20 protein-coding genes and 1 pseudogene are annotated in these 26,981 nt (G+C 53.1%); 5 read left to right on the forward strand and 16 right to left on the reverse strand.

The window, feature by feature from the left end; genetic code table 11:
* Positions 1-401 precede the first annotated feature (401 nt).
* Together glgA and glgB are read right to left on the reverse strand one after the other, a co-directional pair.
* Positions 402-1,838, reverse strand: a complete 1,437-nt coding sequence (gene glgA / locus HQN87_RS26575) for a glycogen synthase GlgA (protein WP_173139490.1) — start codon at positions 1,836-1,838, stop codon at positions 402-404.
* A gap of 44 nt (positions 1,839-1,882) precedes the next feature.
* On the reverse strand, positions 1,883-3,799 hold the full coding sequence (gene glgB, locus HQN87_RS26580) for a 1,4-alpha-glucan branching protein GlgB (RefSeq protein WP_173139492.1): 1,917 nt from the start codon (positions 3,797-3,799) through the stop codon (positions 1,883-1,885).
* A 216-nt stretch (positions 3,800-4,015) separates the two neighbouring features.
* Here glgB and HQN87_RS26585 point away from each other — a divergent pair, with 216 nt between their 5' ends.
* The gene (locus HQN87_RS26585; protein ID WP_173139494.1) at positions 4,016-5,239 is read left to right on the forward strand and encodes a glucose-1-phosphate adenylyltransferase; all 1,224 of its coding nucleotides are present in this window, start codon (positions 4,016-4,018) and stop codon (positions 5,237-5,239) included.
* Between the two features lie 124 nt (positions 5,240-5,363).
* Here the strand turns inward: HQN87_RS26585 and HQN87_RS26590 are convergent, their stop codons facing one another.
* From HQN87_RS26590 to HQN87_RS26610, 5 genes are all read right to left on the reverse strand, one after another.
* On the reverse strand, positions 5,364-6,767 hold the full coding sequence (locus HQN87_RS26590; protein WP_173139496.1) for a sensor histidine kinase: 1,404 nt from the start codon (positions 6,765-6,767) through the stop codon (positions 5,364-5,366).
* Entirely contained in the window at positions 6,764-7,462 is a 699-nt protein-coding gene (locus HQN87_RS26595; RefSeq protein WP_173139498.1) for a response regulator transcription factor, read from the reverse strand. The genes HQN87_RS26590 and HQN87_RS26595 overlap by 4 nt, the downstream gene beginning before the upstream one ends.
* Complete coding sequence (locus HQN87_RS26600; protein ID WP_216857464.1) at positions 7,455-8,744, reverse strand: hypothetical protein; 1,290 nt, start codon at positions 8,742-8,744, stop codon at positions 7,455-7,457. The genes HQN87_RS26595 and HQN87_RS26600 overlap by 8 nt, the downstream gene beginning before the upstream one ends.
* 13 nt (positions 8,745-8,757) lie before the next feature.
* The gene (locus HQN87_RS26605) at positions 8,758-9,483 is read right to left on the reverse strand and encodes a phosphonate ABC transporter ATP-binding protein (RefSeq protein ID WP_173139500.1); all 726 of its coding nucleotides are present in this window, start codon (positions 9,481-9,483) and stop codon (positions 8,758-8,760) included.
* Positions 9,484-9,572: 89 nt separating this feature from the next.
* On the reverse strand, positions 9,573-10,709 hold the full coding sequence (locus tag HQN87_RS26610) for an MFS transporter (protein ID WP_254075690.1): 1,137 nt from the start codon (positions 10,707-10,709) through the stop codon (positions 9,573-9,575).
* A gap of 239 nt (positions 10,710-10,948) precedes the next feature.
* Between HQN87_RS26610 and HQN87_RS26615 the strand changes: the two genes are divergently transcribed.
* The 3 genes from HQN87_RS26615 (at position 10,949) to HQN87_RS26625 (ending at position 13,426) form a co-directional block, all read left to right on the forward strand.
* Positions 10,949-11,809, forward strand: coding sequence for an ArsR/SmtB family transcription factor (locus tag HQN87_RS26615; RefSeq protein ID WP_173139627.1), 861 nt, complete (start codon positions 10,949-10,951; stop codon positions 11,807-11,809).
* Positions 11,810-11,836: 27 nt separating this feature from the next.
* The gene (locus tag HQN87_RS26620; RefSeq protein WP_173139504.1) at positions 11,837-12,589 is read left to right on the forward strand and encodes an HAD family hydrolase; all 753 of its coding nucleotides are present in this window, start codon (positions 11,837-11,839) and stop codon (positions 12,587-12,589) included.
* A 102-nt stretch (positions 12,590-12,691) separates the two neighbouring features.
* Positions 12,692-13,426 carry a DsbA family protein gene (locus HQN87_RS26625; protein WP_173139506.1) on the forward strand — a complete coding sequence of 245 codons (735 nt, stop codon included), beginning with the start codon at positions 12,692-12,694 and terminating at the stop codon, positions 13,424-13,426.
* A gap of 51 nt (positions 13,427-13,477) precedes the next feature.
* Here HQN87_RS26625 and HQN87_RS26630 read toward each other — a convergent pair whose 3' ends face one another.
* From HQN87_RS26630 to HQN87_RS26640, 3 genes are all read right to left on the reverse strand, one after another.
* Complete coding sequence (locus HQN87_RS26630; protein WP_173139507.1) at positions 13,478-15,754, reverse strand: type IA DNA topoisomerase; 2,277 nt, start codon at positions 15,752-15,754, stop codon at positions 13,478-13,480.
* Between the two features lie 97 nt (positions 15,755-15,851).
* On the reverse strand, positions 15,852-16,268 hold the full coding sequence (locus HQN87_RS26635; RefSeq protein WP_173139509.1) for a hypothetical protein: 417 nt from the start codon (positions 16,266-16,268) through the stop codon (positions 15,852-15,854).
* A gap of 66 nt (positions 16,269-16,334) precedes the next feature.
* The gene (locus HQN87_RS26640; RefSeq protein ID WP_173139511.1) at positions 16,335-18,065 is read right to left on the reverse strand and encodes a proline--tRNA ligase; all 1,731 of its coding nucleotides are present in this window, start codon (positions 18,063-18,065) and stop codon (positions 16,335-16,337) included.
* A 493-nt stretch (positions 18,066-18,558) separates the two neighbouring features.
* Here HQN87_RS26640 and HQN87_RS26645 point away from each other — a divergent pair, with 493 nt between their 5' ends.
* The gene (locus tag HQN87_RS26645; RefSeq protein ID WP_173139513.1) at positions 18,559-20,562 is read left to right on the forward strand and encodes a methyl-accepting chemotaxis protein; all 2,004 of its coding nucleotides are present in this window, start codon (positions 18,559-18,561) and stop codon (positions 20,560-20,562) included.
* A gap of 472 nt (positions 20,563-21,034) precedes the next feature.
* Here HQN87_RS26645 and HQN87_RS33265 read toward each other — a convergent pair.
* The 6 genes and pseudogenes from HQN87_RS33265 to lpdA form a co-directional block, all read right to left on the reverse strand.
* Positions 21,035-21,450, reverse strand: a pseudogene (locus tag HQN87_RS33265) (transposase); the annotation flags it as partial.
* 333 nt (positions 21,451-21,783) lie between these two features.
* A complete protein-coding gene (locus HQN87_RS26650; RefSeq protein ID WP_173139515.1) occupies positions 21,784-23,271 on the reverse strand; it encodes a glutamate synthase subunit beta in 1,488 nt (495 codons plus the stop codon).
* 156 nt (positions 23,272-23,427) lie between these two features.
* Positions 23,428-23,919 (reverse strand): dihydrofolate reductase, encoded by a 492-nt coding sequence (locus HQN87_RS26655; RefSeq protein ID WP_173139517.1) that lies wholly within the window; start codon positions 23,917-23,919, stop codon positions 23,428-23,430.
* Positions 23,916-24,710, reverse strand: a complete 795-nt coding sequence (locus HQN87_RS26660; RefSeq protein ID WP_173139519.1) for a thymidylate synthase — start codon at positions 24,708-24,710, stop codon at positions 23,916-23,918. The genes HQN87_RS26655 and HQN87_RS26660 overlap by 4 nt, the downstream gene beginning before the upstream one ends.
* A 390-nt stretch (positions 24,711-25,100) precedes the next feature.
* On the reverse strand, positions 25,101-25,406 hold the full coding sequence (locus HQN87_RS26665; protein ID WP_173139521.1) for a hypothetical protein: 306 nt from the start codon (positions 25,404-25,406) through the stop codon (positions 25,101-25,103).
* Between the two features lie 162 nt (positions 25,407-25,568).
* Entirely contained in the window at positions 25,569-26,981 is a 1,413-nt protein-coding gene (gene lpdA / locus HQN87_RS26670; RefSeq protein WP_173139523.1) for a dihydrolipoyl dehydrogenase, read from the reverse strand.

The following is a 26,981-nucleotide window of genomic DNA, read 5'->3' on the forward strand; positions in this document are numbered from 1 at the left end:
TTCCACATTTGAGCTTTTGCGGTAATTAATTGGATAAACGTCATTTAAATTTCGCGAATTTCCTCTTAGCGGGCTGATTGCACTCCATTAAGTGCTGTTTATCCAACTGATGTTGCCGCAGGGCTGTATTCTCTATAAGCAAGTGTAGAAAATCCAACTACTCCCACTATTCCCATCGCCCCTCACAACCGCCGTCTGCCGACACTGCCATAGCGGAGCCAATACGGTTGCGGGGCGCATTCACCGGTTGACCGGAGTCCACTACATTCACGCTTTAGTAGGAACGGCTTGCCGTCCTTTTAAAGGACGTTACCGTTTCAATGAAGCCTATAAATTCCATCACAAAAGACACTCCTCAAATCATCCATTGAGGAGTGTCTTTGCGTATGCGATCAAATATGCTACTCCGTAACCGGAGCTGTAATCTTATTATAGATGTCAATATACTGCTGCGCGGATACATTCCAGCTGTAATCGCCGGAGAATGCGTTTTTCGCCACTTTTTTCCAGTGCTCCGGCTTGTGGTAGAGCGATACGGCGCGGCGGAGGGTGAACATCATATCATGGGCGTTGTAGTCCTTGAAGGTGAAGCCGTTGCCCTCTCCGGTCTCTTCGTTGTACGCCTGAACGGTATCGTTAAGCCCGCCGGTCTCACGGACCACCGGAATACTGCCGTAACGCAGCGCCAACAGCTGGCTGATGCCGCAGGGCTCGAATTTGGACGGCATCAGGAAGATGTCGCTGGCGGCATAGATTTTGCGGGACAAGGCATCATTGAACAGAATCTGTGAAGAGAGCTTGGTAGGGTAACGCCACTGCGCCTCGCGGAACCAGCGTTCGTAGACCTCATCTCCCGTTCCGAGCAGGACAAATTGAATGTCATCGTAATACAGCAGCTCATCCAGGACACGGGTCAGCAGATCCAGACCTTTGGAATCCACCAGACGGGTAACCATCGCTACCATCGGAATATATGGCGCTACCGGCAATCCAAGCTCCTGCTGAAGACCCAGCTTATTCTCGGCCTTCTTCGTCAGATTGGAGCGGTAGCGGGTGAAGATCGACGAATCGCTGGACGGATTGTAGCTCTTGGTATCAATGCCGTTGACAATCCCGCTCAGGGCATCCGAACGCGAAGCCAGCAGCCCGTCGAGACCGTATCCGTAATACGGGGTGCGGATCTCATCCGCATAGGTCGGGCTGACCGTCGTGACATGATCACTGTAGACAATCCCGCCTTTCATATAATTCACGTTCCCGTAGTATTCGACGCCCAGGAAATAGCTGTCGTCCAGTCCCAGCAGCTCACCGAGCACCGAATAAGGGAATACGCCCTGGTACAGGAGATTATGTATGGTGAACACCGTACGCATCTCACTGTAGAACGGATTATGGCGGTAATGCGCCTGTAGTAACAGCGGGATTACCGCCGCATGCCAGTCGTGGCAATGTACGACGTCCGGCTGGAAAGAAATCGCCGGCAGACATTCCAGCACCGCCCGGTTGAAGAAAGCGAACCGTTCCCCGTCATCCATATAGCCGTAGATCCCATCACGCCCGAAGTAGTACTCATTATCTATGAAATAGACAGGAATCCCTTCAAAGACAATCCGTTCTATCCCGCAGTATTGGTTACGCCAGCCAATCGGCACATCAAGAGCTGTGATATGCTCCATCTGAGCAGTGTATTTCTCAGGAATCCCCTTGTATTTGGGCAAGATAACCCGTACATCCACTCCGGCGGCTTTGAGAGCCTTCGGCAGGGCGCCGATCACATCGGCCAGGCCGCCTGTTTTGATAAATGGATGGGCTTCGGCCGCAGCAAATAAGACTTTCATCCAGTTTCCCCCTTCTGATCGAACTTAATTTATGGTTCCAACATTCATTTGCCCTTGCGTCCTGACTTCTTGAGCACCACGAACGCAAGCGGCGGCAGGGTCAGCTCGATACTGTTCACCTGATTATGCCACTCTGTCTTCGTGCTCGTAAGAGGCTCATTGTGGATGCCTGATCCGCCATATTCGATGTTCTCCGAGCTGAATAACTCCTCATATACGCCCGGACGCGGCACCCCGATGCGGTAGTTCCGGCGCTCCACCGGCTGGAAGTTGATGATGATCAGCAGCGTATCAACCGGCCGCTTCCCTCTGCGGATATAGGATACAACGCTTTGGCCGTTGTCGTCCGCATCAATCCACTGATAACCCTCCATCTCATGATCCAGCTCCCACAGGGCTTTTTCGGCAAGGTACAGCTTATTGAGCGCAGCCGTATAGGCCAGCATCCGCCGGTGGCTCTCATAATCCAGCAGCAGCCAGTCGAGCTGATCCTGATCCTTCCATTCGATGAATTGTCCGAATTCTCCGCCCATGAACAGCAGTTTTTTACCCGGATGACTGATCTGATACCCAAGCAGAATCCGCAGACCGGCAAATTTCTGCTCATAGGAGCCGGGCATTTTGTCCAGCAGCGACTTCTTGCCGTGAACCACTTCATCATGGGACAACGGCAGCGTGTAGTTCTCGGCATACGCATAGCATATCGGAAAGGTCAACAAATTATGATGGTAAGGGCGTGATCCGAAATCACGTTCTATGTAGCCCAAGGTGTCATTCATCCAGCCCATATTCCACTTGTAGTTGAAGCCAAGGCCTCCTTCATGCACCGGTGAAGTGACACCCGGCCAGGCACTGGATTCTTCGGCCATCATGAGCGCCTTCGGATAATACTGGAAGATCGTCTGGTTCAGTTGCTGAATGAAACGGATCGCCTCCAGATTCTCGAGCCCGCCGTTCTCGTTCGTTCTGTACTGATGATGATCCTTCTCGAAATCAAGCCGCAGCATACTGGTAACTGCATCGACGCGCATACCGTCAATATGATATTTCTCAAACCAGAATAAGGCATTAGAAATCAGGAAGGACCAAATCTCCGGCTTGCTGAAGTCGAAGGACAAGGTGCCCCAGCCCGGCTTCTCAGCCAGCATCGGATCAGCATACTCATACAACGGTGAACCGTCGAACAAGCGCAGGCCATGGGCATCCTTCGCGAAATGAGCCGGAACCCAGTCCAGGATAACTCCAATGCCCGCCTGATGCAGCTGATCAATCAGATACATCAGATCCTGCGGTTCCCCGAAGCGGCTGGTGGCCGCAAAGTAACCTGTCCCCTGATATCCCCAGGATAGATCATAAGGATGTTCAGCGAGCGGCATAAACTCCACATGGGTATAGCTCATCTCTGTCAGGTAAGGGATCAGCAGGCTGCTTATCTCTCTATAAGTATAGAGCTCTCCGTCTTCCTTCTGCCGCCAGGTGCCCAGGTGCATCTCATAAATGTTCATCGGTGCCTGGTAAGGCCCCTTGCTCTTCCGGCGCCAGGCGGCATCCCCCCATTTGTAGCCTTCAAGATCTGCCACGACGGATGCTGTAGCGGGACGTACTTCTGCCTTAAATGCGTAAGGGTCGGCCTTGAGGAAGCTTGTCCCATCCGCTCCTATAATCCTGTATTTGTAAAAAGTTCCCGGCTCTATACCCGGGAAAAAACGACTCCAAAATCCTGAATCGGGTATCTTATATAACGTATCAAGATCGGATGTTCCATCCCAGCTGTTATGATCACCAGCCAGTCCTACATATGCCGCATGAGGAGCCCACACGGTAAAGCGAACACCGGCTTGCCCTTCTTGGACGGCAATGTGCGCGCCAAGCATCGTATAGCTGCGATAATTCGTGCCTTCATGGAACAGATAAATATCTTCAGCTGACGGGAGGTTTACTGTTTTTGATAAATCGGCCAAATCATCACCACCTTTGTATATAGGATGCACCTTTTACATTACCCGAATATGCTGCATTTGAAAATGATTTTGCGAGTAAATCCGCTGATTTCTGAATAAAGAAAATGTTTATGTAATTTTTCTTGATTCACAGCAATATAATTCCCCTATGCCGTTTCAAGCGCCCACAGAGCGTGTATATTACAAGCATTGACAAAAAAATGGGAGGGATAACAAATGAGTAAAAAAGAATGTATCGCCATGCTTCTGGCAGGCGGAGAAGGCCGCAGACTGGCCCCCTTGACTACCAGCATGGCTAAGCCTGCAGTCCCTTTCGGCGGACAGTACAGAATTATTGATTTTCCCCTCAGCAATTGTGTGAATTCCAAGATTGATACGATCGGAGTATTGACTCAATACGAAGCAGAATCCTTGCATCAGCATATCGGTGAAGGCGAGCCCTGGGGGCTGCACAGCAGCAGTGACCGGGGTGTAAAACTGCTCCCTTCAGGTGTTGAAGGCAGAGACAGCTATACAGGCACCGCCGATGCTATTTATAAGAATATAGAATATATTGACAGTCAAAATCCGGAGCATGTTCTGATCCTGTCGGGAGACCATATCTATCACATGGATTACCGCAAAATGCTCGATTATCACATCGCCAAGTCCGCAAAGGCCACCATTTCGGTAATGGAGGTACCTTGGGAGGAAGCGAGCCGCTTCGGTGTGATGAACGTGGATGAGGAGTTCAAAATCTCCGAGTTTGCCGAGAAACCAAAGGCTCCGAAGAGCAATCTGGCCTCCATGGGCATCTATCTGTTCGAGTGGGCATACCTCAAGGCTCATTTGGTGCGCGATGCGGCAAATCCAGACTCCGGTCATGATTTCGGTAAAGATGTGATTCCGTCCATGCTGGATGCAAGCGATGAGCTGTTCGCCTACCGCTTCAAGGGCTATTGGAGAGATGTCGGCACGGTCAGCAGCCTCTGGGAAGCACATATGGATCTTCTGCAGACAGAGGATGGCTTCCAGCTCGATAACTCCCGCTGGCCGATGTACAGCCGTGCCATGCGCACCAAGCTGACCGCCGTCAGACCACGGGTTCAGATTCCCGCAGCGGATTGCCTGGTTCACGACAGCTGCCTGCTCGAAGGTACCCCGCAGCGTTCTGTAATCTTCGGCGGCGTAGAGATCGGCAAGCAGAGCAGAATCAATCAGAGTGTGGTTATGCCGGGTGCCCGCATCGGCCGTGGTGTTCTGATTGAGAATGCGATTATCGGTGAAGGTGCAGTCATCAAGGACGGTGCTGTGATTAAAGGCAGTACGGATAACATCGTAGTTGTCGGTCCGCACGAGATTGTAGCTGCCAAACCGCTGGTCCGTACGCAGCCTTCCCGTCTGCTCCAGGAGGTCTATGAGAAGTCCGGCCGTCTTCGCGCAGAGGGTATGCCTTCATAATCTAATTTTTCAGCCCGCAGGGCTGTTACATACAAAGGGATACAACCCGGTCCGCTTGGACTATGCTGTATCCCTTTTGTGTGTGTTCTCTTATTGAATTATCCGTTATATGTTGCCATTTCGATCAGGACTTCTCCTGCTCTACCTCAACAAGCGGCAGAATGACGGTAACCTGAGTCCCCTTGCCAAGCTCGCTGTCCATCTCCAGCTTGCCGTGATGAAGCTCCACAATCTGCTGGGAGATAGCCAGCCCGAGACCGGTTCCGCCGTTCAGGGCATCGACCTGGAAGAAGCGGTCCCGCACTCTGGACAGATGCGCTTCACTGATCCCGATGCCGCTGTCGCGGACGGTGACAGCCATCTCCGTAGATGACAGGCGCTCCGCCGACAATACGATACTGGAATCCTCCGGCGAGAACTTCACCGCATTGTCCACCAGATTGAGGAAGACCTGCTTCAAGCGGTTCGCATCCCCTCTGGTGAAGATCGTCTCCTCACATTCCAGCAGCAGATGAATCCGCTTCTTCTCAGCCTTGGCCCAGATATTGAGCAGCGTCTCCTGCAGGAGAACCTTGATATCCACCTGTCCCATGGACAGCTTCATTTCGTTCTGCTGCAGCTTGGAGAAATCGAGAATCTCTTCCACCAGCCCGATCAGCCGGTCGCTCTCCCGCGAGATAATCCCTACGCCAAGCTTGGTCTCTTCAGGATCATAGCCGCCGGAGACCAGCGTCTCACTCCAGCCCTTGATGCTGGTCAATGGGGTGCGCAGCTCATGGGAGATCGAAGAAATGAAATCATCCTTGATCTGGTTGCTGCGGACAATCTCATCCGCCATATAATTCAGCGTTGAAGCCAGCTCTCCGATCTCGTACCGGTAATCGCCCTTAATCCGGGTGGTGAACTTGCCCTTGGCCATCTGCGCCGACACTGCCGTAATATTATTCAGCGGACGCACAATGGAATTGGCCAGACCGAAGCTGAACACTAATACGATGGACACAACTGCCATCCCGATGCCGATGGAGAGCAAGGTCAGATTAAGCAGATTTTTGTTGACACCTTCCATGGAGGTCAGATACCGCAGCACATATGTATCATGAGCGTTGATCTGCACCATCTTGGATACCGCCATGACATTCTCATTGGTGCCTGCCTGGCGGCCCACCCAGCGGCCGATATTGCCGCCAACCGCCTCGGGGACATCACTGGTGGTGATCGTCCGGTCCGGCTGGAACCCGGTGGAGCTGGTGATGATGTCCCCCTTAAGGGTCAGAACCTCCAGCTCGGTAAACTCCATATTGAATAATTCAAGCAGCTGCTCCAGCTGGTTCGGCGACCTTTCGTCGATTCCATACTTCACATAAGTCTCAGCCACACTGATATGAGTGGTGATTTTGCTGTAGATGCTGTTGTAATAATACGTGCGGATCGCCAGCAGAAAGATCGTCTCAACGAGGAGAAGCGCCACAAAGACTACCAGAATATAGTGCAGTACGATCTGTCTGCGCATCCCCTTCTTGATCATTGTACCTGACCTTTCCATTTATAGCCGTGCCCCCACACCGTCTGCAGGTATTCAGGCTCCGACGGATTATTTTCGATTTTTTGACGCAAGCGGCGGATGTTGACATCAACGATCTTAGGGTCACCCATATACTCCTTGCCCCACACATGATCCAGCAGGGAGTCACGGCTAAGCGGTGTATTCTCCTTCTCCAGGAAGAACTGCACCAGTGAGAATTCCGTTGGCGTCAGCTCAATCGCTTCTCCGCTCCGCTTGAACTGCTTGGAGATCAGATCCAGGGTGAACGGACCCGAGTGGAACGATACCTTGGCCGACTGCTCCCGGTGAACATTGACCCGGCGCAACAGCGACTGGATACGGGCGATCAGCTCGGTTGGACTGAACGGCTTACTGACATGGTCATCTGCCCCTACGGACAGCGCATAGACCTTGTCCTGCTCCTGAACCTTGGCGGTCAGGAAAATAATTCCCAGCCGTTCATTGGTCTCCCGGATGCGTCTGCAGACTTCAAAGCCGTCGATGCCGGGAACCATGACATCCAGCAAAGCGATATCAATATCATGTATGGTAGTCAGCTTATGCAGCGCTTCATTGCCGTCTGCCGCCTCCAGTACTTCAAAGCCGTTGCGCTTCAGGTTAATGACAATAAAACTGCGGATGGATTCTTCATCCTCCAGAATCAGTACTTTACTCATCGATTCCCTTCCTTTCGATAGAGGATTTGACCCTTCCCTCTTCTCCTCCGATTGTATTCTGTTCCAGTTCTCCACGGTACCCGATCATCTTGTCCAGATCGCGTCCGAGCAGCTTCCAGCCGGTATTCTTCACCCGGTCCCATTCCGCCGGTGAGAAGAATGAGACCTCGGCGACAGTCTCTCCGGTATCCGTCATAATGAATTTGAGCGATTTGTTCTGAACCGACTTGGTGTCAATGGTCACCCGCTCCTGCCATTCGGGAGCGAAATTAATGGTGAACCGGTCCAGCGGATCATTATAGAGCTGGGTGCTGAAGGTCAGGCCTTCTTTGCCGTCCCATTTGTAATAAGAATTGAAATACGGAATAGTCTCCGGGTCGAAATACTCCCAGCCCTTGGGAGGAACCAGGATTCCGATCTCAATAACTCCGTCCATATCAATATCCTCGCTGACGATTTTGCGGTCCTTGAAGGTGCGGGCATCTCCCGGAATCACCACACGAAGCTTATTATTATCCATTACAACCACCGTTGTGTAGGCAGAGCGCGAATCCACGGCAGAATCCAGGACGATCCCCTCTTTGTTCGCAGCCACTTTTCCTGAGACAATATTGTAATAGCTATTGAAATACGGGTCCAGGTCGTCGAGTTCATCCAGCAGCTTGAAGCTGTCGTTATACTGGTAGGTAGCTATTGTAGCGAATTCATTACGCTTGAAGTATACCACGGTGATATCCGGAATCCCGTCTTCGTTCAGATCGCCGATGATATATTTGGTGTACGGCTTGGTCAGAATCTCTTCCAGCTCCCCGCCGGAATAGCTGTAGACGACCATCCCCTTCACGCCCTTCTCTTCCCCGCGGGAATAGCCGGTGACAATATTGAGCTTCCCGTCACCCGTGACATCCTTAAGCTCCACAGAATCCAGCACGGTGCCGTCGCCGTCAAAAACAAGCTTCTTCACCCAGGTATCCTCATGCTTCTCCAGAATCATCCCGTGGATCACCACCGCTTCGTTCTTCGTCTCGTAGAACACAAGCGTCTCCATAATTCCATCGTTGTCCAGATCCTCGGTGAAAATCGAGCTGTTATCATCATTGGCCGGACGAAGCAGCGTGGCATCCAGTGTCTTCAATGAAGAGTTAATGGCTGCCATCAGCGAAGCCTTGTCACCGGACAGCTGAGGTACCTTCATCTGGGAGACCGGATCACTGATAAAGGTGCAGCCCGATAGGGCGAACAGGGACAGAGCGGCTGCGGCAAGCCCTCCCAGTAGGCGCATATTGAGTTTCATTTCACAGATGCAGCCTTTCCTGCGAGGTCAGCCGGCGTCCTTTGACATCATGTTTGATTCTTCCATCCTCCAGCACCCACAGACGGCTGGCAAAGCGTTCGGCCAGCTCGATCGGCAGAACGGTCAGAACGGTCAGCCCCGTCTCCTTGCACAGATTACGGAGCGTTTCAAGGACATTCTCCGCAGTTTTGGGGTCCAGGCCCGTAACCGGCTCATCGGCAAGGATTACCTTGGCGCCGTGAACGAGTGCCCGGGCAATCGCTACCCGCTGCTTCTCACCGCCGCTGAGCTGGCTGGTCTTCAGCTTGGCCTTATCCAGCAGGCCGAGCAGATCCAGCTGGTCCATAGCCCCCATATAATCATCCGAACGGACCATTCCTGTAGCCATCCGCCAGAGCGGTGTCTGTGAGGCCTGTCCGATCAGCACATTCTTCAGTGCAGTGCGGTTCGGATTCAGCTCCGCGTTCTGCTCCAGATACGCCCATTCCCGGCGGATCTTACGTTTGCCGGCAAACGGGCTCTTCATAATATCGGTCCCGTCTACCCTGAAATTCCCTCTGTCCCACTTCTCGCGCAGTGCCAGACACCGCAGAAGTGTCGATTTACCGCTTCCGCTGGGTCCCAGCAGCGCCACAAATTCTCCCGGCTCTAATTGAAATCCGATATCCTGCAGAACCGGTGCTTTATCTTCCCCGACCGCTTTGGCCAAATGTTCAACTGTAATCATAGGTCAGCCTCTCCTGTCTTCGACTCTACTCTATAGTGTACTCTGAAAGCGGGATCAAATTCCATGCGAGCATTCGTTCTTATCTTACCTCAAATACTCTTCCGTGGCGAGAATAATAACCCTGCCAGTCCAAACATCATGTACAGGCCGCCCATTAGCGCAAATACACTTCCGCCCCAGCCGGTTTGCAGCAGGACTCCGCCGATGCCCGGACCCGCTATGCTTCCGAGACTATAATGAAACGAGGACACTACATTTGCAGCCGGAAGCAGCTTGCGCGGCAGGATATCGGCGGCATAACTTAATCCAAGCGAGAAGAAAGAGCCTACAAGTCCCCCGGCCACCATCAGCAGCAGCAGTGTCAGCAGGAAATGCTCACCCGCCAGCGGAAGCAGCGTGAAGGCCAGGCCTCCTCCTGTGCCTGCCGCAATCAGGATGGCTTTGCGGCCGTAGCGGTCGCTCCATATGCCAAGCGGCAGCTGCAAGAGAAGGCCCCCGATGCCTGCGAACGGCAGCAGGGCGGCAATCTGATCGGTGCTGAAGCCGATGCGCAGTCCGTATACCGGGAAGTTGCTGTTCAGGCTGGCTTCCATGTAGCCGTATAACAGCGCCGGAATCAGCGCATACCAAGCCAGACGGTAGCTTCGCCCAAACCGGCTGGCCTGGCCTTCGCTGTGCGCCATGGCTTCCGGGCGGGAGTCCTTCAGCTTGAGCCCTACGAGCAGCAGCACCAGCACGAACAGCAGTGCAGTAATCAGGAACGGAGCAGACTGGCCGAACCGCAGCAGGCTGATGCCAAGCGGCCCCAGGCTGAAGCCCAGGCCGTAGGACATTCCGTACAGCGAAAGGTTCCGTCCACGGTGCTCCGCTGGTGTCATCAGCAGCACCCAGAGCTGTGCGGCATAGTTGACCGCTGAATCGCCGATTCCGACAAGCAGGCGGAGCACGAACCATATCTTCACTCCGGTAAGCAGCGGGAACAGCAGCAGCGCCGCCAGCACCAGAGCGAGCCCGGCAGCGATCAGCTTTTTGAAGCCTATAGCGCCAAGCACCCGTTCCGCGACCAGCGTCATGGCAAACGATCCCACATAAAGGGCGGCCGCATTGAGTCCGTTCAGCGAGGACGAGACGCCTTTTTGCTCCAGCAGAATGGATAAGACCGGCAGCAGCATCCCTTGGCTCATTCCTGCCAGTATAATGACGGCAATCAAAATCAAATAATTCATTCTGCCGCTGCGTGCAAGCGATAACGACTTTGAATCTGGCACGAATAAATCCTCCTGTATCATTCAGTGGTATTAGAAACCGGCCTCATCAGGCAAACACGGAACATTATAGTAGACAACCTTCTTCAAAACAAGAGATAATATATAGAAGTGACTGATTTTTTGGAGGTGACCCCGGCTTGAAGAAGTATGAACTCAAAATTGATGTTTCTCCCGTATATGAACTGCTGGACAGTTTCATGTTATATGTAACTAAGAAATGGACCTCCAATCTGGAGATCGGCACGGACTGGATCCGGGAGGTAGACGGCCGCTTCACACCTATGCAGCTGACTGCCCTGAAGCAGGCCGCCGAGTGGCCGTTCGAAGATTATGATGTCCTCTATGCCTGGGCTTACAGCCGGGGCGAGGCTTCCAAGGTGCTGCAGTTCCTGGATGAGCTGGAGAGCTCCTCCCTGGAAGAATGCCTCTTGCGTACAGGACCCTTTTTCCATAGCTTAACGCCGGAAGAATGCACGCGGATCAAGAACGGGTATACGCCTCTCTTGCGGATATGGTATGAGCATTATTTCCGCCATGTGGAGCATACGCTGCTGCCGCTGCTGATTGAAGACGCGTCTGAGAAAAAAATGCTGGAGAGCAAAATGGACATGGTCCCGCTGATTGAATATGCTTCCGGCGGTATTGTCATCGAGGACATCCCGGAGCTGGAGACCATTGTGCTGCTGCCTACGGTCCATAACCGGCCGATTAACACCTATTGCTTCTATAAGAACCTTATGCTAGTTCAATATCCGGTAGATGTCCCTTCAGACAATGAGGAGGAGCCGCCTACGGTACTGCTTCGCTTAACACAGGCTCTCTCTGATCCAACCCGGCTGAGACTGCTGCGCTTCGTGGCGATTGAACCGAAGACGCTGTGGGAAATGCAGGCGGAGCTGAACCTGTCCCGTGAAATGCTGATGCATCATCTGCTCAGTCTGCGGGTCGCCGGACTTCTGCGCGTACATCTGCGCGGCGAAGGCACCGAACGCTACAGCATCCGGCCTGACGGGGCTTCGGAGCTGCAGATGTTCCTGGAGTCCTACATCCGTATATAATAGAACACACATTTAGGAGTGAGCCGTATGAAATATTTGACCCAACAAGTAATCTTCGATCTGGACGACACCCTGGTGCATTGCAACAAATATTTCGACCTCATTCTTGGGCGGTATTTCGAGCTGATGTCCGACTGGTTCAGCGATGCCGGACCAACAATCAGCGAATTCCGCAGCAAGCAGGTAGAGATTGATGTCGAGACAGTCAGCACCAGCGGACTTGCCAGCGACAATTTCCCGAAATCCCTGATTGCCACCTACCGGTATTTTTGCAGCAAATATAACCGCAAAGCTGACTCCTTCGAGGAGCAGCAGCTCATGAAGCTGGGGCTGAGCGTATACGACCAGGAGGTGGAAGCCTATCCCGGAATGGTGGAGACACTGGACACCCTCAAGCAGGACGGTCATTCCCTCTACCTCTACACTGGCGGCGACGACTCCATTCAGCAGCGCAAAATCGCCCAAATGAAGCTGGACGCCTATTTTGATGACCGGATCTATATCCGCCAGCACAAAAATGTGGAGGCGCTTGAGCATATCCTGACGACCCATCATTTCGACCGCAAAATCACCTGGATGATCGGCAACTCCCTGCGTACCGATGTGCTTCCCGCTCTGACTGCCGGCATCAACAGCATCTATCTGAAGCAGCCCAATGAATGGCTCTACAATCTGATTGAGCTTCAGCGGGAGATGCAGCAGTCCGTGCTGACGATCTCTGCCATTCACGAGGTTCCTCCGGTCATCCGTACGGCTGCCCTGCGTGAGCATCACGGCTGATGGCCCGCTTCCCTTAGCGGGTGTTACAAATGGCATAGGCAGCCTGCTGCCGGTATGATTATACTATTTGGGTAGATTGTCATATCGTGCAGGAGGCTGGTCATGAACAAACCCAAACCGAACCATTCCAGGAATACCCGGGGCAACGGGCGAATCCTCCCTATGTTGCTTGCTGTCATTGCAGTGCTGCTGATCGCAATCTTTGTCTTCATCCTTACGAACGGCAAATCGTCCGGCACGGCCGGGCTGGATAATCTCCCTAATTACACCGATGTGAAGGGAAAGATCGTTGTCGACGGGCTGAAGTATGAGAAACAGCCGCATCTGGGCAAGGAAGACGCCAGGGTGAAGGTGATTGAGTTCGCGGATTTCAAATGCCCGGCCTGCAAAAATTGGACCGCCTCTTATCTGGATACCTTCATCAAGGACTACGTGGATACCGGCAAGGTCCAGTTCTACTTCATGAACTTTGCCTTCATCGACCGGGACTCCTACCTGGCCGCCAGTGCCGGGGAAGCCATCCACCGGCAGAGCAATGAGAAGTTCTGGGAATATCTCCACAAGCTCTATGCCAATCAGGGCGATGAGAGCGAGATCTGGGCAACCCAGAAGTTCATCCTGGGGTTCGTGAAGGACAATATTGAAGGCATTGATTATGGGCAATTCGAGCAGGACCTGAAGAACCATACTTATATGTACGATGTAAAAGAAGACTTCAAAATCGCCGGCGCTTACGGCGTGAACGGCACGCCGAAGTTCATGGTGAACGGCGTGCTGCTGCCGGATTCCTCTTATGAGGGCTTGAGCGCCGCCATTGAAGCGGCTTTGAACAAATAACAAAGCGCCCCGGCCGGGAAGAACAGGCCGGGGCGCTTTTGTATGCAGGAATTAGGATTCCACGGCCAGCTGGCCGGTATCCATATTGTTCAGCACCAGCTTGCCTTCAAGCGGCGCGCCATCCTCACCGGTCAGCTTGAGCTTCCCGGTTCTGCCCTTCTCGATCAAGGCCTTGACCTGGGTGTCGGTCAGCGTGCGGCCGTGATTTTCCTTCCAGATTACGAACTTGCAGCCTTCCTTGTAATGGGAGCAGCCGTAGCCCTTCCGTCCCATGAAGATCATACCGCCGCAGCCGGGACGCGGACAGGCTCCAATAATCTTCGGCCCTGTATCCTCACTCTTCACGGCAACCGCAGAGGACCCGCTGCGCTTTCTTGCTGCTGCGGGCTTGTCGGCTGCTTTGCGTTCAGCAGCCTTGCGCGGCGCAGCAGCAGAGCTGCGGCCTTTGGCACTTCCGTTCAAGGAAGGGGTATCTCCTTCAAAGGAGGTCTTGGCGGCCCGGGACTGCGCCCGGACCTTGTCCACAATCATCGAGGCGAACCGTTTGACGTTCTCCATGAATTGTCCGTCGGCCGCGGTGCCGCGCGCGATTTCATTCAGGCGGCGCTCCCACTGCCCGGTCATTTCCGGGGAGGTCAGCAGCTCCACGCCAGCCCCGCGGATCAGCTCAATCGCCGTCCTGCCCTTTTGGGTGATGGCGATTTTTTTACCCTGCATCTCCACATAGCCGACATTCTTCAGCCGCTCAATCGTGGCCGCCCGGGTCGCCGGAGTGCCCAGCCCTGAATCCTTCATGGCATCACGCAGCTCTTCGTCTTCGATCTGCTTGCCGGCGCTCTCCATCGCCTTCAGCAACGTCCCCTCCGTGTAGTGCTTCGGCGGCTGGGTATCCTTCTCCTTCACGATAGCATCGCTGCAGTATACTTCACCGTCCGCAGCAATCGAGAACGGCTCGTTCACCTCAAGCTCCTCTTCCTCCTCGTCCTCCTTGCCTTTGCCCTTAGCCGGTCTGGACTTGTCCTTCTTCTGATCCCCGTAGATCACCTTCCAGCCGAGGCTGAGCAGCTCCTTGACCGTAGTCTTGAACTTCTCATTCTCCACCTCGGTGATCACCGTATGAACCTTGTATTCAGCAGCCGGATAGAACTGGGAGAGGAACCGGCGGACGATCAGATCGTACAGCTTGGCCTCATCTGTGCTTAACCCGTTCGCTTTACGGTTCGTCGGCAGAATCGCATGGTGATCCTCAACCTTGGAGGGATTACAGATAAACTTGTTGCCTTTGTGGACCAGATTGCGGTTGGCCCCCTTCACCCACTCATCGTACTGCGTACCCTGAAGGGCCGACAGCGTCTTGTGCATCTCCGGAATATTCTGCTCCGTAACATAGTTGGAGTTGGTACGCGGGTATGAGATCACTTTATGCTTCTCGTATAACGCCTGGGCGATATCCAGTGTTTTTTTGGCGGAGAAAGCGTACTTCCCGTTCGCCTCACGCTGCAGCAGCGTCAAATCGTACAGCTTGTTCGGGTATTCCTTGGTTTCCTTCACCTCATAGGAGTTAATCCTGGCGGGCTTCCCCTTGACCTTGGCTGCAAGCGCCTCCGCCTTGGCACCGTCCGTCAGCCGCTCCCCCTGCCACATTCCCTTGTAGGCCAGCTCATTCTGGCTGAAATGTCCCTCCACTTCAAAGAACTTCAGCGAAGAGAAGGCCTCAATGGTCTTCTGGCGGTCATAGATCAGGGCCAGCACGGGTGTCTGCACCCGGCCTACAGAGAGCAGAACATTATGCTTGGTCGTAAAAGCGCGCGAGCCGTTCATCCCGATCAGCCAGTCCGCCTCGCTGCGCGCTCTGGCCGCTTTGGTCAGATTCTCGTATTCCGCACCGTCCTTCAGCTCCTGGAAGCCTTTGCGGATCGTCTCCGGCGTCAGGTCGGAGATCCACAGCCGCTTCACCGGCTGGTTCAGCTCCAGATAGCGCTGGATCAGGGAGAAGATATGCTGGCCTTCACGCCCGGCATCGCAGGAATTCACCAGCAGATCGCTGCGCTTCGCCAGCTCCCCGATCACCTTCAGCTGGTCCAGCGTGCGTGCATTCGGCAACAGCTTGAACTCTTCGGGGATGATAGGCAGATCGTGAATGTTCCACTTTTTATATTTGTTGTCGTAAGCCTCGGGCTCTGCCAGGCCGATCAGATGCCCGATGGCCCAGGTGATAATGTATTGCTCCCCTTCCAGATAGGAACGGTAATTTTTGGCCTTCGGTTCTATTGCGGCGGCGATATTCCGCCCCATGTCCGGTTTCTCCGCAATAATGAGTGTCTTCAAAAATAATCGCTCCTTACCCTTGGTTCTACCAAAATACGTCCAGTTGTCTATTATACCATTAATGGGCGGTGAACGGCTCCCCTCTTTAAGAGGACGGCTACCTGTTACGGAAAACGGTCATCAAAAGAACAAGCGCCGCACTCAGCAGCCCGAACAGCTCAAGTGCAAATTCCCTGGAGCGCTTCTTCCGGAAAAAAACGATAGCGGGATGAGCGAGCCCCGCCCCCAGAAACAGGACCGACAGCAGCAGGCCAAAGCTAAGCAGTGTGAACACCGGGGTATTAGACTGCGGTCCCCCGATGAAGGCAATCAGTACAATCAGCATCGCCAGAATGTACAGCACCACGCGGAAGAAAAGAATATAGGGCCCGGACTTTACGGGTGCAGGTTCTACTTCGGCCTGCTGTTCCCTGGCCCGCTCTTCCAGCAGGCGGCGGATTTCCTCCGGATGCTCATTACGCATTCTCTGCATCTGTCTGGCATTGTCAAGCCGGCGTCTTAAGCTTCCAAACATGTATCTCCCTCCTCTCCCAGGCGGCGAATTCATGCAGCATTTCCCCTATTTTACCAGACCGGTTCATCACATAAAAGCTGCATCCGGAGCGGTACGCAGAGCGCTTACCCGCAGCACGGCCTCGCCAATATCTACGATCTCCTTGCTGCCGGCTCGGCGGTCCATATATTCAACCTTCTGCTCTGCGGCTGACTTGCCGACAACCAGCGCCACCGGGATACCGATTAGCCCGGCATCCTTGAATTTGACGCCTGCCCGCTCATCCCGGTCATCCAGCAGCGTATCAATGCCTAGAGAGGTGAGCTGTACATACATGGCTTCGGCCAGCTCACGCTGCTCTGTATCTTTGGCAGACATCAGCAGGATATGAACCGTATATGGAGCCAGGGCCAGCGGCCAGCTCAGCCCTTGCTCATCATTGTTCTGCTCTGCCACCGCGGACAGCAGCCGGGAGATGCCGATGCCATAACAGCCCATAACCACCGGCTGGCTGCGGCCGTCAGTATCCAGGTAGCCCGCCCCCAGCTTCTCACTGTAGACCGTACCAAGCTTGAAGACATGCCCCACCTCAATGCCCTGATGGAATTCAAGCCCGCCTCCGCCGCAGTGCGGGCAGACATCGCCAGGAGCGGCGCTGCGGAAATCTCCTACATGTGTAAGCGGGAAGTCCCGGCCGGGCACAACTCCGCGCAGATGGTAATCCTTCTCTCCCGCACCTGTGACGGCCGCTGCCATATCTGCAATGGCAGCATCCACCAGGATTTGTACAGACAATCCGGCCGGTCCGACATAACCGGCTCCGACTCCAGCCACTTCCTGCACACGGTCATGCTCAGCCAGCGCGATCTCTCCGCAGCCCAGGTATTGCTGCACCTTCAGCTCGTTGACCTCATGATCTCCCCGGACCAGCACGGCAAAAGCACTGCTGCCGCTTGTATAAATGATCGTCTTGATGATCTCCTCCGTCCTGATCCCACTCTCCTGCTCCAGCTGCTGAATGGTCTTTTGATCCGGGGTGTGGAATTTCTCAGGTGCAGGCATTCCGCTACAATCCTGTGCTGAACGGGCGGTACCGCGCCGCACTTCAGCCTGCTCCAGATTCGCAGCATACCCGCAAAGGGTGCAGACGGCAAGCGTATCCTCGCCGATCTCTGACAAGGCCATGAATTCATGATTTTGACCCTTACCGCCAATCGCACCGGCATTCGCCTGCACTGCCCGGTACTTCAAGCCGCAGCGGTCAAAGATCCGTTCATAAGCGCTGTACATCGTCTGATAGGTCAGATCCAGCCCCTCCCAGCCTGCATCGAACGAGTAGGCATCCTTCATGAGGAACTCCCTGCCCCGCAGAAGCCCGGAGCGCGGACGGCGTTCATCCCGGAACTTCGTCTGGATCTGATAGACCGTAACCGGAAGCCTCCGGTAAGAGTTAATCTCTCCGCGTACAAGCTCCGTTACTACCTCTTCATGAGTAGGGCCAAGCACGAACTCACGTTCATGACGGTCCTGAAGCTTCATCAGCTCTTTGCCGTACACCTCATAACGTTCGGATTGTCTCCATAGCTCCGCAGGCTGCAGGGAAGGCATCAGGACCTCCTGTGCGCCGGATGCCTCCATTTCCTGACGGACGATAGTCTCGATGTTGCGCAGTACCTTCCGTCCCAGGGGCATATAGGTATATACCCCGGCAGCCAGCTGCCGGATATATCCGGCACGAAGCAGCAGCTGATGGCTCCTGGTCTCTGCTTCAGCAGGGGCTTCGCGTAGAGTGGTAACGAATAGATGACTTTGGCGCATACAGATCAGCCTCTTTCTCAATAGAATATGAAAACGCAAAAAAAGACGCATCCGTCAGGGACGAATGCGCCGTGTTACCACCCTGGTTCAACCGCAGAAATAACCTGCGATCCTCAAATCCGGGTAACGGCCGGGGCCGGCAGTCTGATGCACAACTCTACATAAGATTGCAGCTTCCAAGGCAGGATGGTCTCTCACGCTCTTCAGGGGATCTTTCAGCCGGTGAATCCCCTCTCTGTTTCTGGCGGTTACGGATACCAGGTCCTTGGTCAACGCTTTTTCCGTTATAATATGGTTCTTAATCTATACGATATTCATTCCTCCGTCAAGCCAGTGATAATGGATTGTAAATGCAATTAAATATTTTCATCAAATGGCTTAAGATATGAAAAAAATGTGTCGATAAACCGAATATATGAGTAGAGTCATTCAGAGAGAAACGGCTACCGATGCTACCAGCCGATTTCCATGTACCAGAGGGGGAACCATTCCAATGTTCAAGTCAGTCAACCGCTTCATCCAACACAAGCTAAGATCACGATCGCTGCAACGAAAAATGATGATGCTGTTCACCATTATGCTGGTGATCCCGATCCTCCTGGTCAGTTATTTTTCTTATTCCAGTGCTAAACAGGAATTGGAAACCAAAATGCAAAAAGCCACACATTCCAGTGTCGATCTGGTCGCCGGCACCATCCATGAATATGTCTCCGCCGCTATGCGGAATGTTGATTTGCTCAGCCGCCAGATTGAGTCCTCCGCAGTCGATGCTCATGCTCCCGAAACCCGCACACTGATCGAAGAGTTCATGAAGGCACATCCCGAGCTTGAGCTTGTTACAGTGGGCAACCAGCAGGGAGCGTGGATGAAAGCCCCGGACCCCGGCAAGCAGGATTATGATCCGCGCACGCGGGACTGGTATAAGGCGTCCATGCAGAATGCCGGTGCCACTACAATCATCGATCCTTTTGTCTCGGCAACCACAGGCAACTATACGCTGTTTATCTCCCATTCGCTGCAGGATGGCAAAGGAGCTGTCACCACCAGCCTCAATCTGAAGGCCATGAGTGAAAGAATCCATAAAACCAGACCGGGTGAAACCGGCTACTTCTACATTGTGGACCGGAATCATAAATTCGTCTCCCATCCCGACAAGGCCGCAGGTGAGGATGTAGCAGACTATGTAGTGAAGATGCTGGTTAACGACAGTGGTGAGCTGCACTACACCAATCCGGACACTGAGATGGACATGCAGGGTTATTATACAACCGACCCGAACACCGGCTTCAAAATTGTCGGCATTCTGCCTACCCAAGAATTCTCGGATGCCTCAAAGCCGATTATCTATACCGGACTTATGGTTCTGGCCGTTGCCCTGATTGTCGCCCTGACCCTGATGTACCTGATTGTCCGTTCCATTACGAAGCCGATCCGCAGTCTGAACCGTTCCGCACAGCGGGTAAGCGAAGGCTATCTGAATGAGCAGATCCAAATCAACCGGGTGGATGAAATCGGTCAGCTGGCACAGAATTACAACCAGATGGTTGGCTCCCTGCGCAGTATCGTATCGGATATTTCGGACACCTCGGGACAACTCGCAGCCTCCAGCCAGCAATTGAATGCCACCACAGAAGAGAACTCCAAAGCTACCGCTTACGTGGCTGAAATGGTGCAGGAGTCCTCCGAAGGTGCGCAGACGCAGACCTCGGCCATGGCAGAAACCTCGCGTGCGATGGAGGAAATGTCATCCGGTATCCAAAAGATCGCCGAAGCCGCCGCCTCTATCGTCGATTCTTCCGCGAATACTGAAGCTGACGTTCGCAGCGGCAGCCGGAGGATGGAACAGGTCAGCCAGCAAATGGATGCCATCCGCACCTCTACGCACCACTCTTCGGAGCTGATCGGGCAATTAAACGGCCTGAACAATGAGGTGTCCGCTATGAGCAGTGCCATCACGGCGATTGCCGTACAGACGAATCTCCTGTCGCTGAACGCCGGCATTGAAGCTGCCCGTGCCGGGGAGCAGGGCCGGGGCTTCGCAGTCGTGGCTTCAGAAGTTCGGAAGCTGGCCGATCAATCGAAGAATACTGCCGGAGATATTCAGGATACGCTGCAGCAGATGACCAGGTTGATTGACCAGACCTATGAAGCCATCCGGCATACCGTTGCAGCCGATGTGGAACTGGGCATTCAGGTGACCGCCGAAGCCAAAGAAGCCTTCATCAGCATCGAACATTCCACGGCCGCCATCAACAACCAGCTGCATGACATCTCGGCCATTACCGAGCAGATGTCAGCCGGAGCGCAGGAGGTCGCTGCTTCTGTGCACGAGATCTCGGCCATCTCCCGTTCCACCTCAGACGCCTTCCAGAGCGTCACGGCAGCTACAGAAGAACAGCTCGCCTCCATGGAAGAGATCTCTGCCTCCTCTACTGAGCTGTCCAGGATGGCTGGCGATCTGCAGCATAAGATTGAACGGTTCAAGCTGGAGGACTAACCTTTGATTCAATGACATAGCAGTCCTTTGTTTTTGAGCAGGATCTACGTGAGCGCCTCGGTGGACGCTGCACGAACGGACCGTTGTTTGAGCGGGTTACGAGAACACTAGGAGGATAAGTTATCAGGTGAAACTATGATTTTGGCGTAATATTATAAAAGGGGCTGTCCCAAATGTAGGTTTTCTACTGCTGAAGACAGTTCTCTTCCTTCTTATTGCTACAAAAAGTGAGCAGAGCAGCGATTCTCCCGTTATTAGAGGATCGCTGCTCTGCGTTTTTGGTCATTGGTGGCTTGCTCACTCCGTAGAATTTCCCGAGCCTGTTTCTGGTATCGCAGCCGTTCCAGACTGACGCCCCCCGATTTCCTACCGCTTTCGTGCAACGCTCCTTTAGGCACAAGAGCTGCTTCGGTAATGACGTCTACGAATTTCATAGCCGCTCTCTAAGGTCTCTGGGCTTTCCCTATGAACACGTGCACTCCACAAAGTAATGCTCATGGGAAATGTATTTTTCGTCCGCAAGAAACTGAAGCACGGCGGTAAATACCGTTTCAAGGACACTCCTCATTCACTGGGAACGGAAGCGATTCAGCGTACGAAAGTTGGGAGCTTGCCGTCCGGCTAGCTACATGAAGGGAATGTTCTCCCGTACCGCTTTGTCGATTTGGCAAGATGAATAGATTCGCTGAGTGTAAGCGTGATAATGACCTTTGGTGAGCATTTTAGGGTGGTAGCTGTCAAGCCCGCAGCCGGGATAAGCAGCGTCAAAAACGGCCTTGTCCAGCCGATTGACGGCGGCATTCACAAGTGCGTTCGAGGTGATTTTTCGGGATATCTTCTTCCAGATCCATTGGCAAGCAAAGTGGGTCCATGGAATTGAATGTACAAAGAAATCGCTCCTTTTGAAATGGTTGGGCGGTACCTCCATTTTACCAAAAAGGCGATTTCTTTTTTTGTGTTTGTTGAAAAAGTGTTTTCGTATACTGCTTAAACAGCGGAGTCGACGGACTGACCCGCGGAAAAGCGGCAGCGGTCGCCTTGGTCTCCGGATTTTCACTGCTAAGGGGAATGAAAAAAATCTGGAGAGCACAGCGACCCAAACAACGGTCCGTTCGCGCAGCGTCCACCCAAGTGCTCACGTTAATCTTACTCCAAAACAAAGGGCTGTCCCAAGTAGCCATTTCATGGCTTTTGGGACAGCCCCTTTTGATGGATATTCAATTAAGCAAGTACAGTCGAACCCATCAGGTATTTATCCACTTCACGTGCCGCTTCACGGCCCTCGTTAATGGCCCAGACCACCAGGCTCTGTCCGCGGCGCATATCTCCGGCTGCAAATACTTTATCCACATTCGTATTGAACTTGCCGTAACGGGCCTTCACATTGGTGCGGCGGTCCGTATCCAGCTTCAGCTCCTCAATGATATCCTGCTCCGGTCCGTCGAAGCCGATCGCGATCAGCGCAAGCTGAGCAGGATAGACAGCCTCGGTTCCCGGCACCGGCTGGTAGATCTTTCGTCCGGTCTCGTCCACCATCCGGCGGATTTGCACCGTGTGCAGCTCCTTAAGGTTGCCTTCTTCATCCCCGACGAACTTAGTGGTCATGATAGAGAATTCACGCGGATCTTCGCCGAAGACGGCTTTGGCTTCCTGCTGGGCATAATCCAGAGTATAGACGTTAGGGAACTGCGGCCAAGGGTTGGCAATCGGGTCACGCGTAAGCGGAGCTTTGTCATGCGTACCGAACTGTGTAATGCTGCTGCAGCCATGACGCAAGGAGGTTGCCACACAGTCGGAACCTGTGTCACCACCGCCAAGCACGATTACATCTTTCCCTGCGGCGGAGACGTAATTGCCATCCTCGAGGTTGGAATTCAGATAGCTCTTGATCGTTCCGTTCAGGTAATCCATGGCGTACATTACACCCTTGAGATCATTACCTTCCACATTGAAGCGTCTCGCTTTGGTAGCTCCGCCGCAGAGGACAACGGCATCATATTCATCAACCAGCTGCTGCGCCGGAATGTCTTTGCCAATCTCCGTATTCACTACGAACTCCACGCCTTCAGCAGCCAGCAGATCCACCCGGCGCTGTACGACACGTTTGTCCAGCTTCATCGTCGGAATGCCGTACATCAGAAGGCCGCCGATCCGGTCACTGCGCTCAAAGACCGTTACTGTGTGGCCCGCTTTGTTCAGCTGGGCAGCCGCCGCCAGACCTGCCGGGCCGGAGCCGACAATGGCGATCCGTTTGCCTGTACGCTTCTCCGGCGGGCTTGGAACGACCCATCCCTCTTCGAAGCCCTTATCTACGATAGCCAGCTCGATAGTCTTGATCGTAACAGGCTGTCCAATCAGACCGACGGTGCAGGAGCCCTCGCAAGGTGCAGGACAAATGCTGCCGGTAAATTCAGGGAAATTATTGGTCTTGTGCAGGCGTTCCAGCGCTTCCTTCCACAAGCCCCGGTAGACCAGATTGTTCCACTCCGGGATCAGGTTATGCACGGGACAGCCTGAAGTACCGCCGCTCATATCCACACCGGTGTGGCAATACGGTGTCCCGCAATCCATACAACGGGCACCCTGGGTCCGAAGCTCGTCCTCGCTCAGATGCTCGTGGAACTCCTCCCAATCCTTCACGCGCTGCTCCGGGTCCCGGTCTCCTGGGAGCTGGCGCTTATACTCCATAAATCCTGTAGGTGTAGACATATATACGTTTCCCCCATCCGTTCTCTTCATGTTGATGTATAGTACACCATTTCTAATTTTAATTATATTAGCATTCAATACTTTCGCACTGTAATGGACTAATCTGCTGATTATTTGTACTATTTCACATCTTATGTCAGAGAAAACGCTTCATCATTATTCCTTGCGCTCATAAACAAAAAAACGGTAATCATAAGGGTTCTGTTCATTCTTGATCCCCGCAGTACTGGAGACTTCATTCCACTGGCTCCAGTCCACCTCGGGGAACCTCGTGTCGCCTTCAATCTCTGCTTCGATCCGTGTAACACGCAGCTTATCGGCATACGGCAGCATCAGGCTGTAGATCTCGGCTCCGCCGATCACCATCAGTTCATCCTCCCTGCGGCCCTCCGCAAGCGCAGCCTCCAGCGAATGCACCACCTCGGCCCCTTCGGGTGCGAAGCTCCGGTCCCGCGTCAGAATCAGGCTGGTGCGCCCCTTAAGCGGCTTGCTGCCAAGAGACTCCCACGTTTTACGGCCCATCAGCATCCTTTTACCGAGGGTCTCTGCTTTGAAATAAGCGAAATCCAGCGGCAAATGCCAGGGCATATCATTATTTTTACCAATTACGCCATTCGCGGCCATCGCCCAAATCATGGTAATACTCATATAGCAACCGGTGCCTTGATCCCCGGATGATGGACATAGTCGATGAACTCGAAATCCTCATAGGTATAATCAAAAATGCTGTCAGGTACTCTGCGAATCTTAAGCTCCGGCAACGCATATGGCTCGCGCGCGAGCTGGGTGGCTACTTGCTCCATGTGATTTGTATATATGTGCACATCTCCGCCTGACCAGATGAATTCTCCGACCGCAAGCCCCGTCTGCTGGGCAACCATATGGGTAAGCAGCGCGTAGCTGGCAATGTTAAAGGGAAGCCCCAGGAAGGTGTCTACCGAACGCATGGTAAGCATACAGGACAGCTTGCCGTCCGCTACATAGAACTGAAACACAAAATGACATGGCGGAAGCTTCATCTGCTCAATCTCGCCTACATTCCAGGCACTGACAATATGACGCCGTGAATCCGGATTATGCTTAATTGCCTCAATCACATTTGCAATCTGATCAATATGCTGCCCGTCCTTACTCTCCCAGGCCCGCCACTGCGAACCGTACACCGGCCCCAGTTCACCGTTCTCGTCCGCCCATTCGTCCCAGATGGAGACTCCATTCTCCTTCAAATAGGAAGTATTGGTATCCCCTTTGAGGAACCAGAGCAGCTCATGCACCACCGACTTCAGATGGATGCGCTTGGTGGTCATCAGCGGGAAGCCCTTCGACAGATCGAAGCGGAGCTGACGCCCGAATACAGACACTGTACCTGTACCGGTCCGGTCACCTTTGGCTGTACCGTTATCCAGAATATCCTGCAATAAATCCAAGTAATTGCGCAAGAAGTATCGCACCCCACTCTCTTTTTTTCTTCTATTAGTTTACCATGAGCAGACTATCCTTGTAACTTGTTCGCGCACAGAAAATACAATTTCCTACAGCAGGAAAATACTAACACAAGCTGTTAATCCTAAATGACTGATAATAAAGGAAATAACTATATATAAGATTGACTTAAATTTTGAACTTGAAGCTTCGTCGTCACTGCGGTGAACATTTGGACTTCCGGCCGCTGTTGTCACCAGATTTCTTGATCTAATCCGCTGCCGCGGGTGAAATCCGGTGACAAAGGCGGTCGCTACCGCTCCTACAGTTCCAAATTCCCCCTCCGCTTCTTTTGCTTTTTGTTTATTTCTTTAGTGCTTATATAGAATGAACTTGTAAGTTTTCATTCACTCTTGAGACTTCAATTCATCGTATAGGCGCTTTGCCAGGTGTATTACCTGCTCCTCATATAAATCCAGTTTCTTAAGCTTAGCGAGCAATGCCTCTTGATTCCACATCAGGTACTGATCAGGTAAAGGAATGTCTGCTAACAAGCTATAATACTCGTCAAAATCACTCCAGACCCATTCGTTTCCATTATGCAACATCGCCGTTAAGAGCTGACAGCCAACATGTACAGGAATCTGTTTGGCAACTATTTGCTCAAGCACCCTCTGCACTTCCAGCACCTGCTCTGGCCCTTCGTTCCTCATGCTCTGTCCTCCCCTACTCCCAAATCATTAAGCTCCACTTTCAGCAATCACAGGTAGCTCTCATTCCTCCAGCTGCCGATTGAAAAGAGGATGTCCCCTTAACCATTCTACATGGCTTCGGGAACATCCTCTTATATTCTTACCGCATAAGCTTAAGCGTTATTATTTCATTACGTGAATCGGGTGGCCTTCTACCAGCTCAGCCGCTTCCATGACGATCTCGCCAAGGGTTGGGTGCGCATGGATAGTCAGTGCGATATCCTCAAGCGTTGCGCCCATCTCAATCGCCAGACCCAGCTCAGCGATCAGGTTGGAGGCTTCGATACCGACGATTTGCGCGCCAAGCACCTGATTGTTGTCGCTCTTGGCTACAATCTTGATGAAGCCTTCAGGAGCATTCAGGGAAACGGCGCGGCCGTTGCCTGCGAACGGGAACTTGCCGCTCTTCACTGCATATCCCTTATCCTTCGCTTCTTTCTCAGTCAGACCTACGCTGGAGCATTCCGGATCTGTGAACACTACAGCCGGCATCACCTTGTAGTCAACAACCGATTTGTGTCCGGCGATTGCTTCAGCAGCAATCTTGCCTTCGTAAGAAGCTTTGTGCGCCAGGGCAAGACCAGGAACGATGTCGCCGATAGCGAAAATATTAGGAATATTAGTACGTCCCTGATGGTCAACTTTGACCAGACCACGGTCGTCCAGCTCAACGCCGATCAGATCCAGGCCCAGCTCGCCGTCAGTGTTAGGACGACGGCCGACAGTAACCAGCAGGTACTCAGCAGTTACTTCCTTGGACTCGCCGCCAACAGAATACTTCACTGTAACTTCCTTGTCGTTCTGAACTGCACTTTCCGCCTTAGCGTTCGTTACAATTTCAATACCGGTCTTCGCCATATTCTTGGCAACTAGACGGGTCATGTCTTTGTCGAAGCCAGGCAGGACCGTGTCCAGACCTTCAATGATCGTTACTTTGGTGCCGAATTTGGAGTACATCTGGCCAAGCTCTGCACCAATGTAGCCGCCGCCGATTACGATCATGCTCTTTGGAATTTCAGGCAGATCCAGCGCTTCCGTGGAGGACAGAATACGTCCGCCGAACGGGAATGGCTTCAGCTCAATCGGACGGGAACCAGTCGCGATGATGCAGTTATTGAATTTGTAGCGCGGGGATTCATGATCATTGAACAAACGGGCTTCGTTTGCGCTGATGAACATAGCTTCACCGCTGAATACTTCAATTTTGTTGCCTTTCATCAGGCTGGTTACGCCAGAAGTCATTTTTTTGACTACGCCGTTTTTGAAGGCCTGGGTTTTGGACCAGTCCACTTTGACGTTCTCGGCAGTAACACCGAATACTTCACCGTGCTGGGCCGCCTCGAACTGATGAGCAGCCGAGATCAGGGCCTTGGAAGGAATACAGCCGCGGTTCAGACATACGCCGCCGAGTTCCGATTTATCTACAATGATGACCTTCTGGCCGAGCTGGGCGGCACGAATTGCCGCCACATACCCGCCGGGACCTGCACCAATTACCAATGTGTCGATTTCGATTGAAGCGTCTCCGACTACCAT

Source organism: Paenibacillus tritici (genome assembly GCF_013204885.1).
In the GTDB taxonomy this organism is placed as follows: Bacteria; Bacillota; Bacilli; order Paenibacillales; family Paenibacillaceae; genus Paenibacillus_AQ; species Paenibacillus_AQ tritici.